The sequence below is a fragment of the Burkholderia lata genome (genome assembly GCF_902499025.1).
GTDB classification, from domain to species: domain Bacteria; phylum Pseudomonadota; class Gammaproteobacteria; order Burkholderiales; family Burkholderiaceae; genus Burkholderia; species Burkholderia lata_C.
Genome location: NZ_CABVPW010000030.1, coordinates 1 through 16,348, shown reverse-complemented (window position 1 = coordinate 16,348; position 16,348 = coordinate 1). Strand labels below are relative to the sequence as shown.

At 68.8% G+C, this 16,348-nt stretch carries 14 protein-coding genes; 10 read left to right on the top strand and 4 right to left on the bottom strand.

Features of this window, described 5'->3' with window-relative positions:
• The first annotated feature begins 1 nt into the window (after window position 1).
• The 8 genes from BDI24065_RS27115 (at window position 2) to BDI24065_RS27080 (ending at window position 9,933) form a co-directional block, all read left to right on the top strand.
• Complete coding sequence (locus BDI24065_RS27115) at window positions 2-445, top strand: low molecular weight protein-tyrosine-phosphatase (RefSeq protein ID WP_175033866.1); 444 nt, start codon at window positions 2-4, stop codon at window positions 443-445.
• Complete coding sequence (locus BDI24065_RS27110) at window positions 439-1,617, top strand: polysaccharide biosynthesis/export family protein (protein WP_175033950.1); 1,179 nt, start codon at window positions 439-441, stop codon at window positions 1,615-1,617. Before BDI24065_RS27115 ends, BDI24065_RS27110 begins: the two co-directional genes overlap by 7 nt.
• A gap of 50 nt (window positions 1,618-1,667) precedes the next feature.
• A complete protein-coding gene (locus BDI24065_RS27105; RefSeq protein ID WP_175033865.1) occupies window positions 1,668-3,893 on the top strand; it encodes a polysaccharide biosynthesis tyrosine autokinase in 2,226 nt (741 codons plus the stop codon).
• 64 nt (window positions 3,894-3,957) lie between these two features.
• On the top strand, window positions 3,958-4,917 hold the full coding sequence (locus BDI24065_RS27100; RefSeq protein WP_175033864.1) for a glycosyltransferase family 2 protein: 960 nt from the start codon (window positions 3,958-3,960) through the stop codon (window positions 4,915-4,917).
• 43 nt (window positions 4,918-4,960) lie between these two features.
• Window positions 4,961-6,109 carry a glycosyltransferase family 4 protein gene (locus tag BDI24065_RS27095; RefSeq protein WP_175033863.1) on the top strand — a complete coding sequence of 383 codons (1,149 nt, stop codon included), beginning with the start codon at window positions 4,961-4,963 and terminating at the stop codon, window positions 6,107-6,109.
• 10 nt (window positions 6,110-6,119) lie between these two features.
• A complete protein-coding gene (locus tag BDI24065_RS27090) occupies window positions 6,120-7,586 on the top strand; it encodes an O-antigen ligase family protein (protein ID WP_175033862.1) in 1,467 nt (488 codons plus the stop codon).
• Window positions 7,583-8,767 carry a glycosyltransferase family 4 protein gene (locus BDI24065_RS27085; RefSeq protein ID WP_175011723.1) on the top strand — a complete coding sequence of 395 codons (1,185 nt, stop codon included), beginning with the start codon at window positions 7,583-7,585 and terminating at the stop codon, window positions 8,765-8,767. The genes BDI24065_RS27090 and BDI24065_RS27085 overlap by 4 nt, the downstream gene beginning before the upstream one ends.
• Window positions 8,767-9,933 (top strand): glycosyltransferase family 4 protein, encoded by a 1,167-nt coding sequence (locus tag BDI24065_RS27080; RefSeq protein WP_175033861.1) that lies wholly within the window; start codon window positions 8,767-8,769, stop codon window positions 9,931-9,933. The genes BDI24065_RS27085 and BDI24065_RS27080 overlap by 1 nt, the downstream gene beginning before the upstream one ends.
• A gap of 126 nt (window positions 9,934-10,059) precedes the next feature.
• On the opposite strand, the gene BDI24065_RS27075 is transcribed toward BDI24065_RS27080, so the two are convergent.
• Window positions 10,060-11,295, bottom strand: coding sequence for an MFS transporter (locus BDI24065_RS27075; RefSeq protein WP_175033860.1), 1,236 nt, complete (start codon window positions 11,293-11,295; stop codon window positions 10,060-10,062).
• A 154-nt stretch (window positions 11,296-11,449) separates the two neighbouring features.
• Here BDI24065_RS27075 and BDI24065_RS27070 point away from each other — a divergent pair, with 154 nt between their 5' ends.
• Window positions 11,450-11,902: a winged helix-turn-helix transcriptional regulator gene (locus BDI24065_RS27070; RefSeq protein ID WP_175033859.1), complete on the top strand. Its 453-nt coding sequence runs from the start codon at window positions 11,450-11,452 to the stop codon at window positions 11,900-11,902.
• Between the two features lie 13 nt (window positions 11,903-11,915).
• On the opposite strand, the gene BDI24065_RS27065 is transcribed toward BDI24065_RS27070, so the two are convergent.
• The 3 genes from BDI24065_RS27065 to BDI24065_RS27055 form a co-directional block, all read right to left on the bottom strand.
• Window positions 11,916-13,364, bottom strand: a complete 1,449-nt coding sequence (locus BDI24065_RS27065; RefSeq protein WP_175033858.1) for an MFS transporter — start codon at window positions 13,362-13,364, stop codon at window positions 11,916-11,918.
• 166 nt (window positions 13,365-13,530) lie between these two features.
• Entirely contained in the window at window positions 13,531-14,304 is a 774-nt protein-coding gene (locus tag BDI24065_RS27060) for a helix-turn-helix transcriptional regulator (protein ID WP_175033857.1), read from the bottom strand.
• 35 nt (window positions 14,305-14,339) lie between these two features.
• Window positions 14,340-14,681, bottom strand: a complete 342-nt coding sequence (locus BDI24065_RS27055; RefSeq protein WP_011355854.1) for an FKBP-type peptidyl-prolyl cis-trans isomerase — start codon at window positions 14,679-14,681, stop codon at window positions 14,340-14,342.
• Window positions 14,682-15,262: 581 nt separating this feature from the next.
• Here BDI24065_RS27055 and BDI24065_RS27050 point away from each other — a divergent pair.
• Complete coding sequence (locus BDI24065_RS27050; RefSeq protein ID WP_175033856.1) at window positions 15,263-16,180, top strand: metal-dependent hydrolase; 918 nt, start codon at window positions 15,263-15,265, stop codon at window positions 16,178-16,180.
• Window positions 16,181-16,348: the final 168 nt, after the last annotated feature.

The window sequence follows — 16,348 nt, the reverse complement described above, 5'->3', positions numbered from 1 at the left end:
CATGTTCCGGAACATCCTGATCGTCTGCCACGCAAACGTCTGCCGCAGCCCGGCAGCGGAAATGCTGTTCAAGTCGCACGCCGCGTCGCGCGGCGGCCCGCGCCCGACGTTCCACTCGGCGGGTGTGCATGCGAATGACGGCGACGGCATCGATCCGGTGATGCGTCAGCTGCTTGCCGAGCGGGGCGTCGATGCGACGACCCATCGCTCGCGGCGGCTGTCGCGCCGGATCGTGCGCGACGCCGACCTGATTCTCGTCAGCGAGCGCGGACAGATCAAGGCCGTCGAATCGGTCGATCCGTTCGCGCGCGGCAAGGTCCACCTGCTCGGCAAGTGGGAAGAGGCCGAGATTGCCGACCCGCACGGCGGCCCCGAGGCCGATTACCGCGAGAGCTACTCACTGATCGAACGTCTGGTTCAAGGATGGCTACAGAAACTATGCTGAAACGCCCGATGCGCCCGGTGGCGCTTGCCGTCGCGCTGACGACTTTCCTGTCAGCCTGTGCAACCGCGCCCGGCAACTACCTCGACTCGTCGAACCTGAAGGACGAAGGCCGGCAGCAAGCGGCCGAAACCTATCCGGTTCATTACATCGACGCCAAAGTGGTGATGGACCAGCTGCAGAAAGCGCAGGTCGATCATCCGCTGCCGCCCGGACGCTATACCGATCCGTCGCAGTACGTGTACCGCGTCGGCCCGCAGGACATCCTCGGCGTCACCGTGTGGGATCACCCGGAACTGACGACGCCGCAGGGCCAGTCGTTCTCGAGCGGCGGCAACACGACGCAGACGGTCGCGGGTGCGCTGCAGCAGCCGTATACGACCGCGCTGCCGGGCCAGGCCGATCCGTACGGCCAGACGGTGGCCGCCGACGGCACGATCTTCTTCCCGTTCGTCGGCCGCATCAAGGTGGCCGGCAAGACGGTCGCGCAGATCCGCGAGCAGATGGCCACCACGCTGTCGCGCTACGTGAAGAATCCGCAGCTCGACGTGCGCGTGCTGTCGTTCCGCAGCCAGAAGGTGCAGGTGACCGGTGAAGTGAAGCAGCCGGGCCCGCTCGCGGTGAGCGACGTGCCGCTGACGCTCGTCGACGCGATCTCGCGCTCGGGCGGCTCGACCAACGAGGCCGACCTGCAGCGCGTGCGCCTGACCCGCGACGGCAAGCTCTACACGCTCGACGCGAACGGCGTGCTCGATCGCGGCGAGGTGCGGCAGAACGTGATGCTGCAGCCGGGCGACATCGTCAACGTGCCGGACCGCAGCGACAGCCGCGTATTCATCATGGGCGAGGTCAAGACGCCGGTCACCGTGCCGATGCTCAAGGGCAAGCTGACCCTCGCCGATGCGCTGACGTCCGGCGGCGGCATCCTCGACACCGATGCGAATCCGCGCAAGATCTACGTGATGCGGGGGATGCACGACAACCCGACGAAGCCCGAAGTGTTCCGTCTCGACATGACGCAGCCGGATGCGCTGATGCTGTCGAGCCGCTTCCCGCTTCAGCCGCTCGACGTCGTCTACGTCAGCACGGCCGGCTCGGTGCAGTTCAACCGTGTGCTGCAGCAGGTGTTGCCGACGATTCAGACGATCTTCTTCATGCGGCAAATCACGCGCTGATAGCCCGCCGGGGCGGCGCCTCCGCCCCGGCACCACTCAAGCGGGAACGAATGGTGAACACGCAAGCGAAACACTCCTACGCGGATCTGTCCGCGAAAACCGAGGAAGAGGACGTCGTCCTCGGCCAGCTGCTCCAGGTGATCATGGACGACATCTGGCTGCTGCTGGGCATCGCGGTGACGGTCGTCGCGCTCGCCGGCCTCTACTGCTACATCGCGAAGCCGGTGTACCAGGCCGATGTGCATGTGCGGGTCGAGGGCAACGACAACACGTCGCAGGCGCTCACGCAGACGCAGACGGGCGCGATGATCAACAGCGGCCCGCAGCAGGCGCCGACCGATGCGGAAATCGAGATCATCAAGAGCCGTGGCGTGGTCGCGCCGGTGGTCGAGCAGTTCAAGCTGAACTTCTCGGTCGTGCCGAAGACGCTGCCGGTGATCGGCAGCTTCGCCGCGCGCGTCGCGACGCCGGGCGAACCGGCGAAGCCGTGGCTCGGCCTGAAGTCGTACGCCTGGGGCGGCGAAGTGGCCGACGTCGATTCGATCAACGTCGTGCCCGCGCTCGAAGGCAAGAAACTGACGCTGACGGCCGGCCCGAACGGCACCTATTCGATCGTCGACCAGAACGGCATGCGGCTGCTGTCGGGCCAGGTCGGCGAATCGGCGCAGGGCGGCGGCGTGACGCTGCTCGTGTCGAAGCTCGTTGCGCGCCCCGGCACGCAGTTCACGGTGGTCCGCTACAACGATCTCGACGCGATCAGCGGCTTCCAGACCGGCATCCAGGTGACCGAGCAGGGCAAGCAGACGGGCGTCGTGCAGATCTCGCTCGAAGGCAAGGACCCGGACCAGACCGCCGCGATCGCGAACGCGCTCGCGCAGTCGTACCTGAACCAGCACGTGGTCGCGAAGCAGGCCGAAGCGACCAAGATGCTCGACTTCCTGAAGGGCGAGGAGCCGCGCCTGAAGGCCGACCTCGAACGCGCGGAAGCCGCGCTGACGCAGTACCAGCGCACGTCGGGCTCGATCAACGCGAGCGACGAGGCGAAGGTCTACCTCGAGGGCAGCGTGCAGTACGAGCAGCAGATCGCCGCCCAGCGCCTGCAGCTCGCGTCGCTCGCGCAGCGCTTCACCGATTCGCACCCGATGGTGATCGCCGCGAAGCAGCAGCTCGCGGAGCTGCAGGGCGAGAAGGACAAGTTCAGCAACCGCTTCCGCAGCCTGCCGGCCACCGAAGTGAAGGCCGTCCAGCTGCAGCGTGACGCGAAGGTTGCCGAGGATATCTACGTGCTGCTGCTGAACCGCGTGCAGGAGCTGTCGGTGCAGAAGGCCGGCACGGGCGGCAACATCCACCTCGTCGATTCCGCGCTGCGTCCGGGCGATCCGGTCAAGCCGAAGAAGGTGCTGATCCTGTCGGCTGCGGTGTTCCTCGGGCTGATCCTCGGCACGGGCGTCGTGTTCCTGCGCCGCAACATGTTCCAGGGCATCGAGGATCCCGACCGCATCGAGCGTGCGTTCAACCTGCCGCTGTACGGGCTGGTGCCGCAAAGCGCCGAGCAGGTGAAGCTCGACGCGCAGGCGGAGAAGGGCGGCAGCCGTGCGCGGCCGATCCTCGCGAGCCTGCGTCCGAAGGATCTCAGCGTCGAGAGCCTGCGCAGCCTGCGTACCGCGATGCAGTTCGCGATGATGGATGCGAAGAACCGCGTGATCGTGCTGACGGGCCCGACGCCGGGCATCGGCAAGAGCTTCCTGACGGTCAACCTCGCGGTGCTGCTCGCGCATTCGGGCAAGCGCGTGCTGCTGATCGACGCGGACATGCGTCGCGGCCTGCTCGACCGCTACTTTGGCCTCACCTCGCAGCCGGGCCTGTCCGAGCTGCTGAGCGACCAGTCGGCGCTCGAGGATGCCGTGCGCGAGACGCCGGTGCAGGGCCTGTCGTTCATTTCGGCCGGCACGCGTCCGCCGAACCCGTCGGAGCTGCTGATGTCGACGCGCCTGCCGCAATACCTCGAAGGGCTCGGCAAGCGCTACGACGTCGTGCTGATCGATTCGCCGCCGGTGCTGGCGGTGACCGACGCGACCATCATCGGCCGCATGGCCGGCTCGACGTTCCTCGTGCTGCGCTCGGGCATGCATACCGAAGGCGAGATCGCCGACGCAATCAAGCGCCTGCGTACCGCGGGTGTCGACCTGGAAGGCGGGATCTTCAACGGCGTGCCGCCGAAGGCACGCGGCTACGGCCGCGGCTATGCGGCCGTGCATGAATACCTGAGCGCCTGATCCGCATCGCACGTAACCGGGCGGGCAGCCAGTGTTGCCCGCCCGGCCGACAGGAGAATCAACGATGAAAATTTCCGTGCTCGTTCCGACCTACCGGCGTCCCGCCGACCTCGCGCGCTGCCTGCTGGCGCTGCAGCGGCAGCATCGGCTGCCCGACGAGGTGATCGTCGTCGCGCGCCCGGAGGATGACGCCACGCACGAACGGCTCGCCGATCCGGCGGTCGGCGGCGCGCTGCCGCTGCGCGTCGTGCCGGTCGACGTGACAGGGCAGGTCGCTGCGCTGAACAAGGGGCTCGACTCCGCGAACGGCGACATCGTCGCGATCACCGACGACGATGCGGCACCGCACCCCGACTGGCTGGCGCGCATCGAGTCGGTATTCGAGGCCGATCCGCGCGTGGGCGCGGTCGGCGGACGCGACTGGGTGCACGAGAAAGGCCGGCTGCTCGACGAATCGCGCGAGCTGGTCGGCCAGCTCACGCTGTCCGGCAAGATCGTCGGCAATCACCATCTCGGCGTTGGCGGCATGCGCGAAGTCGACATGCTGAAGGGCGCGAACATGAGCTACCGCCGCGCGGCGATCGAGCGGCTGCGCTTCGACACGCGGCTGCGCGGTGCCGGTGCGCAGATGCACAACGACATGGGTTTCAGCATGCACGTGCAGCGCGACGGCTGGAAGCTCGTCTACGACCCGGCGATCGCGGTCGACCATTTTCCGGCCGAGCGCTTCGACGACGACCGGCGCGATGCCGCGTCGCTGAATGCGATCAGCAACGGCGCGTACAACATGCACCTGATCCTGCGCGAGCATCTGCCGCCGGTCCGGCGCGAAATCGCGTGGTGGTGGTGGACGCTGGTCGGTACGCGCGTCTATCCGGGCCTCGCGCACGTGCTGCTGTCGCTGCATACGGCGAAGCGCGAGCGGATCCGCGAGCACTGGCGCGCGGTGCGCCGCGGTGCGCGCGATGCCCGCCGCGCGAACCTTGCCCCCCATCGTGCGGCGATGCCGCCGGTGACGTCTTGAACGGCCTGCGCGCCTCGCGCGCGGCCACCCACGGAGGGCTCGCATGACTGCAACGAAAGCTGCAACGAACGTCCACGTTCACCTGTTTTACGGCGCCGATCCGCGTACCTACCGGAAAGGCGAGAACATCGGCTGCCTGTACGGCTATCACCATGCCGAATCCGACGAATTCCGGCTGAGCTATTCGCAGGACGGTGGCGAGAACCGCGTCGCGAGCCTCGCGCGCCGCGCGCTGAAGGCCGCGCTCGGCTTCGACGTCGTGCATGCGTGGCGCAATCGCGCGGCGCTGCTGAATACCGACGTGATCTGGACGCACACGGAGCAGGAGCATCTTGCCGCTTCGCTGATCCTGAAACTCGCCGGTGCGCAGGGCAAGCGCCCGCTGCTGCTCGCACAGAGCGTGTGGCTGTTCGACAAGTGGGGCAGCTTCGGCGGCCCGCGTCGCTGGCTGTACCGCAAGCTGATCGCACGCGCCGACGCGCTGACCACACTGGCCCGCGACAACGCCGACCTGTGCCGCCGCTATCTCGGCCGCGACGCCGAGTTCGTCTACTACGGGCTGAACACGCAGGACTTCCCGATCGCCGAGCCGCAGCAATGGCAACCGAACCGGCCGCTGCGGATCGCGGCGATCGGCAACGACCGCGACCGCGACTGGCGCACGTTCCTCGCCGCGTTCGGCGGCGACGAGCGCTACGACGTGCGGCTCGCGACGCGCCGCCGCGTGCCGCGCGAGTGGCATGCGCCGAACGTGAAGATCGGCTCGGCGTCGGGCCTTGCGAAGCAGCACGAGCTGTACGCGTGGGCCGACGTGATCGTCGTGCCGCTGCGGCCGAACTTCCATGCGTCGGGCATCACCGTGATGCTCGAGGCGGCAGCCGTCGGCAAGCCGATGATCGTGTCCGACGTCGGCGGGCTCAGCGACTACTTCCCGCACGATACGGTCGCCTATGTGCCGGCGTTCGACGCACAGGCGATGCGCCAGGCCGCCGATCGCTTCGTGGCCGATCCGGTCGCGGCGCTCGCCTGCGCGCAGGCCGCCGCCGCGTGCCTGCGCGACCGCGACCTGACCACGCAGGCGTTCGCCGAGCAGCACGTGCGGATCACGCGCGACATGCTGCGTCGGCGCCGGACATCGGCAGCGGCGGGCCGGGCGATGCCGCTCGCGGATTCGCGTCCGTCGTCGCGGTGAGAGCGGTTCGATGAGTACGATTACTGCCGAACGCGCACCGTCGCGCAACCGCAACTGGCTACCCGAACCGAAGCACTGGGTCGGGCAGGCCGGGCTGTGGACGTTTACCGCCGCGCTGATCGCCATTCACCAGGGCAAGGTGTTGACGCTCGCGTTTCCGGTGCTGGCCATCGCGGTCGGCATCTGGCTGTATTTCAAGAGTCCGGCGCGCTACGTCGGCTTCATGTGGTGGGTGTGGTTCCTGAGCCCGGAAGTCCGGCGTCTCGCCGACTGGTCGAAGGGCGCATTCACGCCGACGAGCCTGATCCAGGTCGCGCCGCTTGCGGTAACGATGATCGCCGGCCTGGGGCTGATCCGGCATTACCGCGTGCTCGCGCAGCGGCGCGGGATCCCGATCCTGCTGATGCTGTTCGGGCTCACGTACGCGTACCTCGTCGGGATCGTGTCGAGCGGCGTGATGGCCGCGACCTACGACCTCGCGAACTGGGTGTACCCGGTGCTGATCGGCTTTCACATCATGGTCAATGCGCGCGACTACCCCGAGTACCGCGACGTGCTGCTGTCCACGTTCATGTGGGGCATGCTCGTGATGGGCGTGTACGGCGTCGTGCAGTACTTCGTGATGCCGCAGTGGGACGTGCTGTGGATGATCGGTTCCGACATGGGTTCGCAGGGCGAGCCGGTGCCGTACGGCGTGCGCGTGTTCAGCACGATGAATTCGTCGGGGCCGTTCGCGTTCGCGATGATGGGCGCGCTGGTGTTCGTGCTCGCGGCGCCGCAGAAGATCCGCTGGTTCGCGGGGGCGGCCGGCTTCGTGTCGTTCGCGCTGTGTCTCGTGCGTTCGACGTGGGGCGGCTGGGTGATCGCGCTCGCGATCCAGCTCGCGCAGTCGAACAACCGCGTGCGGATGCGGATTCTCATCAGCGGTGTCGTGCTGGTCGGGCTGTGCGTGCCGCTGCTGACCGTCGGGCCGGTGGCCGATCGTCTCGGCCAGCGTCTGCAGTCGATCACGAACCTGAAGGACGACCGCAGCTACGACGATCGCAACAAGTTCTACGCCACCTTCGCGCAGACGGCGTTCACCGACGTCGCCGGCGAAGGGATGGGCGCGACGGGCGCATCGACGAAGCTGTCGAGCGACAGCGGCGAGCTCGGCAAGTACGGCAGCTTCGACAGCGGCGTGATGAACGTGCCGTTCGTGCTCGGCTGGCCCGGCACGCTGCTGTACCTCGCCGGCGTCGTGATGCTGTTCGGCCGCACGCTGCGCGCGGCGTTCAAGCTGCGCAAGGACAAGTTCGTCGGCGCGTGCCTGAGCCTGTGCCTGTCGACCTTCGCGATGCTCGTGTTCACGAACTCGCTGATCGGCACGGGCGGCCTGCTGATGTTCACAGCCATTTTTTCGATTCTTTCCGCGGCGCACTGGCAAAAGGCACAACGCCTGCTGGCCGCCGCGCGTTTACGGGGAGGCGACCATTGAGAATCGCGATCGTCACGCACGTCGTGCGACATAACGACGGGCAGGGCCGCGTCAATTACGAAATCGCGCGCGCGGCGCTGGCCGAGAACTACGAGGTCACGCTGGTCGCGTCGCACGTCGCGCCCGAGCTGCTGGCCGACCCGCGCGTGCGCTGGGTGCCGGTGAAGGTCGGCGGCTTCTGGCCGTCGAATCTCGTCAAGCAGCAGGTGTTCGCGCTGAAGAGCGCGGCGTGGCTGCGCGCGCACCGCGACGAGTACGACGTGCTGCACGTGAACGGCTTCATTTCGTGGATCAAGGCCGACGTGAATACCGCGCACTTCGTGCACGGCGGCTGGTTCAAGAGTCCGTACTATCCGTTCGGGCCGACGAAGGGGCTGTGGTCCGCTTACCAGTACGTCTATACGCGCGTGAACACCACGCTCGAGCGCTGGGCATACCGGCGCTCCCGCGCGATCACCGCCGTGTCGCAGAAGGTGGCCGACGAGATCGCCGGGCTCGGCATCGACAGCCGCAAGATCAGCGTGATCTACAACGGCGTCGACGCCGGCGCGTTCGCGGGTGCGCAGGCCGACCGCGCGGCGTTCAAGCTGCCGGACGATGCGTTCCTGCTGCTGTTCGTCGGCGACCTGCGCACGCCGCGCAAGAACCTCGGCACCGTGCTGAAGGCGCTGACGAAGCTGCCGGCGAACGTGCATCTGGCGGTGGCCGGCTATCTGCCCGGCAGCCCGTATCCGGAGGAGGCGCGCGCGCTCGGCATCGATTCGCGCGTGCATTTCCTCGGTCTCGTGAAAAACATGCCGACGCTGATGCGCTCGGTCGACGCCTACGTGTTCCCGTCACGCTACGAAGCGATGAGCCTGTCGCTGCTCGAGGCGATGGCGGCCGGGCTGCCGGTCGTCACCGCGCGCACGGCGGGCGGCGCGGAAATCATCACGCGCGAATGCGGGATCGTGCTGGAGGATCCGGACGATCCGGCGGCACTCGCGCAGGCGATCGGCTCGCTCGCGGCGTCGCGCGACACCTGTCGCGCGATGGGCGAAGCAGCCCGCGAACTGATGACCCGTTTCGGCTGGGCGCACATGGGCGCCCAGTATGTCGCGCTCTATCGGCGCATCGGCCAACCCTCGCAGCCGTCCGCTTTCGAGCGGGTCGAGCATGCGGTCACGCAGGAGCAAACGTGATGTCCCAATCTTCCCGGCCGATCAAATCGTTGCAGATCGGCATGCACTGGTTCCCCGAACGCGCGGGCGGCCTCGACCGGATGTACTACTCGCTCGTCGGCGCGCTGCCGGGCGCGGGCGTCGAGGTGCGCGGGCTCGTCGCCGGCTCGCCGAAGGTCGCCGACGACACGGACGGTGCGATCCACGGCTTCGGCCCCGCAACGGAGTCGCTCGCGCGGCGGATGCTCGCCGCGCGGCGCGCGTTGCGCGAGGAGATCCGCAGCGAGCGGCCGGACGTGATTTCTTCGCACTTCGCGCTGTACACGTTCCCGGGTCTCGACGTCACGCGCGGGATTCCGCAGGTGTCGCATTTCCAGGGGCCGTGGGCCGACGAAAGCCAGGTCGAAGGTGCTGCGTCCCTCGGCCAGCGCGCGAAGCGCTATCTCGAACACACGGTCTATACGCGTTCGTCGCGGCTGATCGTGCTGTCGCAGGCGTTCGGCCAGATCCTGACGAACCGCTACGGGATCGATCCGTCGCGCGTGCGCGTGATTCCCGGCTGCGTCGATACCGCACAGTTCGATACGCCGCTCACGCCGGCCGAGGCTCGCCACAAGCTGCAACTGCCGCAGGACCGGCCGATCGTGCTGGCCGTGCGCCGGCTCGTGCGGCGCATGGGGCTGGAGGACCTGATCGACGCGATCGGCCTCCTCAAGCACCGTCACCCGGACGTGCTGCTGCTGATCGCCGGCAAGGGCAAGATCGGCGAAGAACTGCAGCAGCGCATCGATGCGGCCGGGCTGCAGGACAACGTGAAGCTGCTCGGCTTCGTGCCCGACAATCATCTCGCGACGCTGTACCGCGCGGCGACGGTCAGCGTCGTGCCGACGGTCGCGCTCGAAGGCTTCGGGCTGATCACCGTCGAATCGCTCGCGTCCGGCACACCTGTGCTGGTTACGCCGGTCGGCGGGTTGCCGGAGGCGGTGGCCGGCCTGTCCGACGATCTCGTGCTGCCGTCCACGGGCGCGGATGCGATCGCGGAAGGGCTCGGTGCCGCGCTGTCGGGTGCGATCACGCTGCCCGACGAGGCCGCATGCAAGCGCTATGCGCGCGACCATTTCGACAACGCGGTGATCGCGCGGCGCGTTGCCGGCGTGTACGAAGAGGCGATCCAGGCAGCAGGCTGAGCGCCCGCGGCGCGCTACTTGCGCGCCGAACCGAAAGCCGAACCGGCGCGCGTGCGCGGCTGGTTCTTGTACCGGCCGGCCGCGAAGGGCCGGCCTTCTCCATCCGATACGCGGTGCCGGCACGCATCACGCGCGCCTGAGCGTCGCGGCCCAGACGCCGAGCGCCGCCACGCTCACGATCGCGCCGAGCACGCAGACGCCCGTCCATCCGGCGCGCGCATACATCATCGTCGACGCAATCGCGCCGAGCCCGCTGCCGGCCGAGTAGAACAGCATGTAGCAGCCGACGAGGCGCGCATGCGCATCGGGCCGCGCGCCGAGAATCATGCTCTGGTTGACGACGTGGACGGCCTGCCCGCCGACATCGAGCAACACGATGCCGACGATCAGCCATGCAATCGACGTATTGCCGAACGCGAGCGGCAGCCACGAACAGGCGAGCAGCACGAGCGCAGCGCCGGTCGTCGCTTCGCCGCGCCCGCGATCCGCGAGCCGGCCCGCGCGGGCGGCCGCCGCCGCGCCCAGTGCGCCGACCAGGCCGAACGCGCCGATCTGCGTATGCGACATCGCGTGCGGCGGTGCGCTCAGCGGCAGCACCAGCGCGCTCCAGAAGATGCTGAATGCCGCGAACATCAGCAGCGCGATCGCGCCACGCACGCGCAGCACGCGTTCAGCGCGCAGCAGCGACACCATCGATCGCAGCAGCGCCGCGTAGCCGATGCGCTCGCGCGGCCCGTTCTCGTCCGGCAGCAGCCGCGACAGCACGACGAGCATCGCGATCGCGAGCGCGTCCGACACGAGGTAGACGGCCCGCCAGCCCGCGATATCGGTGACGACGCCGGCCAGCGAGCGCGCGGCCAGCAACCCGACCACGACGCCGCCTTGCGCGGCACCCACCACGCGCCCGCGTTCGCCGGCGCCCGCGAGCGCGGCCGAGCACGCGATCAGCCCTTGCGTCATCGCGGTGCCGAGCAGCCCGACCGCAACCATTCCCGCCAGCAGCGCGACGCGCGTTGACGATGCGGCGACCCCGATGCAGGCCGCCGTCAGCAGCAATAGCTGCACGGTGATCAGGCGCTTGCGGTTCAGCAGGTCGCCGAGCGGCACGACGAACAGCAGCGCGAGCGCACAGCCGAGCTGCGTCGCGGTGATGACCCCGCCGACGGCCGCCTGCGACACGCGAAAATCGCGCGCGATCGAATCGAGCAGCGGCTGCGCGTAGTACACGTTCGCGACACTGGCCGCGCAGCAGACGGCCAGCAACGCGACGCGTGCCGCGGACAAGCGGCCGCCGTCGGCCTGGTGCGTCGCATGCGCAGGGGCGTTCGATGCAACGGTGCCGGAATGACAGGAAGAATCCATGGGGTCCCTCGTGCAAAGTGGTTGCAAATTGAAACTGGTGTGGAGTGTAGGAAAAGTAGTTTTAAAATGCAACCTGTTGTGCGGCGGGCGAGATGCCCGTGCACGGATGGCCGGCGTTGCCGCGAAGGCGGCCGGCACGATTGCGGAGAGGAACATGGCCAGGCAGAGAAGTCTTGCGGATTCGCCGTGCCCGGTGGCACGGGCGACCGATATCGTCGGCGATCGCTGGGCGTTGCTGATCGTGCGCGACGCGTTCGACGGCGTGCGCCGGTTCGGCGATTTCCGCGCGAGCCTGGGCGTCGCGAGCAACATCCTGTCCGACCGGCTGAAGATGCTGGTGGACGCCGGCGTGTTCGACGTCGTACCGGCATCCGACGGCACCGCGTATCAGGAATACGCGCTGACCAGGAAGGGCGAAGGGCTGTTTCCGGTGATCGTGATGTTGCGGCAGTGGGGCGAGGCGAACCTATTCGCGCGCGGCGAGCCGCATTCGGTGCTGGTCGACCGCAGCACCGGGCGTGCGATCCGCAAGCTCGCGCTGCGGCACGACGACGGCCGGCCGGTGAAGGCGGCAGAGATGGTCGTGCGGAAGATCGGCGACGCGTGACCGGATCCGTTGTTCAATCCGCCGCCGCCACCGCCTGACGCGCGGGCGACGCACCGCGATGGGCATCGGGCCGCACCAGCGTCGCAAGCAGCGCGGCGATGACCAGCAGCGCGACCGACACGGCCGTTTCGATCCGCAACCCGTCCACGACCTGCGCCGCGCCGCCACCGCCGGCGAGCGCGCCGAACGCGGCCACGCCCATCGCGCCGCCGGCTTGCCGCGCGGTATTCAGCACGGCCGACGCGATGCCGGCCCGTTCGGGCGCGACCGACGCGAGCACGGCGGTCGTCATTGCCGGCACCGCGAAGCCCATGCCGGTCGGAATCAGCAGGAACGGCACGAGCAGGACGGCCAGCGGCGTCGACGCGTCGATGAAATGCAGCGACCCGTAGCCGAGCGCGGCGACGAGCGCGCCCGCCAGCATCGGCGCTCGCGGGCCGTGACGCGCCACGACGCGGCCGCTCGCGAGGTTCGACAGCAGGAAGCCGCCCGTCAGCGGCAGGAACGCGAGACCCGCCTGCAACGCCGATTCGCCGCGTGCGCGCTGCAGGTACAGCGCGAGCACGAACACGGTGCCGTAGTACGTGAGATTCACGCAGATCCCGAACAGCACGGCCGCGCTGAAGGTGCGATGGCGGAACAGCGACAGCGGCAGCATCGGCGTGGCCGTGCGCGCTTCCACCGCAACGAACGCGAGCGCCGCGAGGGCGGCCAGCGCGAAGCCGCCGGCGACGACCGGATGCGTGAAGCCGAGCGGCCGCCATTCGATCACGGCGCCGGTCAGCGCGGTCAGCATGGCGATCGCGATGAACTGGCCGCGCAGGTCGAGCGCACGAACGGAACGGGCGGGCGCGGCCGGCGCCGCCCCCGCACGGCGCGCCGGTACCCACGCCAACGCAGCTGCCAGCCCGGCCGCACACAGCGGCAGGTTCACGAGGAAGATGCCGCGCCAGCCCCACGCCGCGATCAGCAGGCCGCCGACGACCGGGCCGGCCGCGATCGAAATCGAGCCGGCCGCCGTCCACCAGCCGACGGCGCGCGCGCGCAGATGCGGATCGTGCCGGCACGCGTCGTTGAGCAGCGCGAGCGAATTGGGCAGCATCGCCGCGGCGCCGACGCCCTGCAGCGCGCGCGCCGCAACCAGCATCGCGGGTGCGCTCGCGGCACCGCAGGCGAGCGACGCGAGTGCAAACAGCACGAGGCCGGCGATGTACAGGCGGCGCGCGCCGAAGCGGTCGCCGAGCGCGCCGCCCGACAGCATCAGGACGGCGAACGCGAGCGTGTACGCATCGACGACCCACTGCAGGCCGGCGACCGGCAAGTGCAGGTCGCCGGCGAGATGCGCGAGCGCGATGTTGACGATCGTCACGTCGAGCTGCGTGACGACGAAACCGGCGCTGACGGTCGCGACGACGCGGGCGAGCGTGGACGGGAAGGCGGAGGGGGGCGTGGTCGTATCCATGCGTCAATCGTAGGCGCGACCGGAGGGCGATGTTTCAGCGGAACGTGAAGCGTCGAAGCGCCGGATGCGAAGCAGCGGGGCGGGAACGACGAAGGCGGTGGCGCGATTTACCGAATCGTGCGGCTACGTGCGCTGATGCGTGCGCGGCGGGGGCGCGCAGCGGCGTTCAATGCCGCTCGCCGCGCCAGCGACCTGGCGCAACGCCGAAGCGCTTCGTGAAAGCGTGCGTAAACGTGCTTTGATCCGCGAAGCCGACCATGCCGGCGATATCGACGAGCGGATACCGGCCGTCCGCGAGCAGGATCACGGCCGCGTCGAGCCTGAGCCGCTGCAGGTAGCGATGCGGCGTTTCGCCGAACGCTTCGACGAACAGTTGATGAAAGCGGCGCATCCCGTAGCCGCAATGCGCGGCGAGATCGGCGATGCGCAATGGCTCCGCGAGCCGTGCGCGCAGCCAGCGGTCGATGCGCGCGAAATCGAGGCCCGACGCGGGTGCGGCGATGTCGCGTTCGTCGAGCAGCGCGCCACACAGCCGCGCGGCGGCTTGCCACTGGAAACGGTGCGCGGCCGCGTGCTGCGCGTCGCCGGCGCTCGCTGCGAGTTGCGCGGCGGCGGCTGCGATCTGCGCGACCAGCGACGTCAGCGCCGGGTCGATCGCCACGGCGCGCGCGCTGTCGAACAGCCGCTGCGGCACCGCGAGCGATGCGAGGGGCAGATTGAGCACGAGTTGGCGGTTCTCGCCAAGGCCCGCGTAATCGTGGCGCGCGCCGGCCGGAACCAGCCACGCGCCGTGCCGGTCGAGCCGCTGGCTGACGCCGTCCACCGCCATCACCATCGCGCCGTCGATGCCGAGCACGATCTGGTGAAAGTCGTGCACATCCGACGCTTCGAGCGTGTCGTAGCGTTGCAGTGCGACGGTGGGGGACGGAAGGTGTGCCATGGGGCAGGGCGTCAGCGAGCGGCTTGCGTGCGGTGTCAGATGTCGAGCAGTTCGACTTCGAACACGAGCGTCGCATTCGGCGGAATCACGCCGCCTGCGCCGCGCGGGCCGTAGCCGAGTTGCGGCGGGATCGTCAGGCGACGCACGCCGCCGACCTTCATGCCCTGGACGCCTTCGTCCCAGCCCTTGATGACCATGCCGCCGCCGAGCACGAACGCGAACGGGTCGTTGCGATCCTTGCTCGAGTCGAATTTCTGACCGTCGGTCAGCCAGCCCGTGTAGTGGACGCTGACGGTCTGGCCGGCTTGCGCTACGTCGCCGGTGCCTTCGGTCAGGTCTTCGTATTTGAGGCCCGATTCGGTCGTGATGACAGACATGACTTCTCCTGAAAAAGGATGGGTAAAACCGCTATTGTAGGCGAGCGCGCAGCGGGCCGCCGCACGTGGCTTTCGGCCGGTCGCACGCGGGTCGCGGCGGGCGGCGGGCTGCCACGGCCGCGATCGCCCGGAACGCAAATGGAACGCGCGTTTGAATTTTTCGCGAGCCGTGCGACCGGGGTTGCACCGCGCGAGTGCGACACGTGTATGAATCGGTGCTACCGGCGCGCTCGGCCGCGTGCGGCACGGCTTCGCCGGATTCCCCGAAACGCTTGCCACGCGGGGCTTTCGGGCCATCGGCATCACACGGCACGAGTCAGCGCGTAGCGCCCTCGAGCCGCCGCGCGCGTTCGAATCCCGCCCCGTCCGGACGCTGTTCGAGCGCCGTTTTTTCCGCCTTTTCGACCGTGCCCTGTTTGGAAGCGCGCATCTACCGCGCGGCTTGCGCGCGCCGCCGCGGGCGACCTATCTTTACAGCTGTCGATGTCAAGATTTTGGCGGTGCGCGATGCGCCGCCCGGGCCCGCGCCGGCCGCGTCGGATGACGCGCCGGGCCGCTCCGGAACCAGGAGAACGATGAACATGAAGTCAGCCGCTTCCGCCACCGCAGCCGGGATCATGCCGGTGCGCCGCGACCTGCGCTTCGACCTGCCGGTCGAGCGCGCGAAGGACTGGCATGGCCTCGGGTCGCACGTGACCCATTTCTTCAACGCGCTGTCGTTGCTGTTCCCGGCCGGCGAGCGTTTCTTCATGGATTCGGTGCGCAACTATCGCGACCGGATCGACGATCCCGTGCTGAAGCAGCAGGTGCTCGGCTTCATCGGCCAGGAGGCGATGCACACGCGCGAGCACGTCGAATACAACGAGCTGATGCAGGCGAACCACCTGCCCGCGCGCAAGCTCGACCAGCGTGTGTGGACGGTGCTCAACTACATGAAGCGCAAGCTGCCGCATTCGGTGCAGCTCGCGCACACGGTCGCGGCGGAACACTACACGGCGATGCTCGCCGACTGGCTGCTGCGCGACCCGACGCGTCTCGAAGGCTCGGTCGAGGGCTACCGCCAGATGTGGATCTGGCACGCGCTCGAGGAAACCGAGCACAAGGCCGTGTCGTTCGACGTATGGAATACCGCGATGGAACCGGGGCTGCGCCGTTACCTGATCCGCATCGGCGTGTATCTGCTGACGACGCTGACGTTCTGGCCGACCGTGTTCCTGATGCACGCGACGCTGCTGTGGCGCGATCGCGGCGCCGGCCATCACGTGCGCGGCATGCTGCGGATGATCGCGTTCCTGTACGGGCCGCGTCGCGGGCTGTTCCCGCGGATCGCCGGCGAATGGCTGAGCTTCTTCCGGCCGGGCTTCCATCCGTGGGATCACGACAATCACCACCATCTCGCGCGGGTCGACGCGCTCTCCGCCACCTATGGCGAACACGGCGGCACGCCGGCCGGCCGTGGCCGTGCGAACGCGCCGGCACCGCTCGCATCGGGCCGCTGAGACCGCCGCTGCGCCCGCATGCGCGGCATCGGGCCGCGCATGTTGCGTTCGTGCATCAGCCGGCTTCTTCTGACGATTGACCGAAATCAATTCGAACCGGCTGCGCGGGCGTCAGGCCGGCCGGTCGGCCGGCCGCGCACGCATGCGCGGGCGAGCCGATCCCGCCTG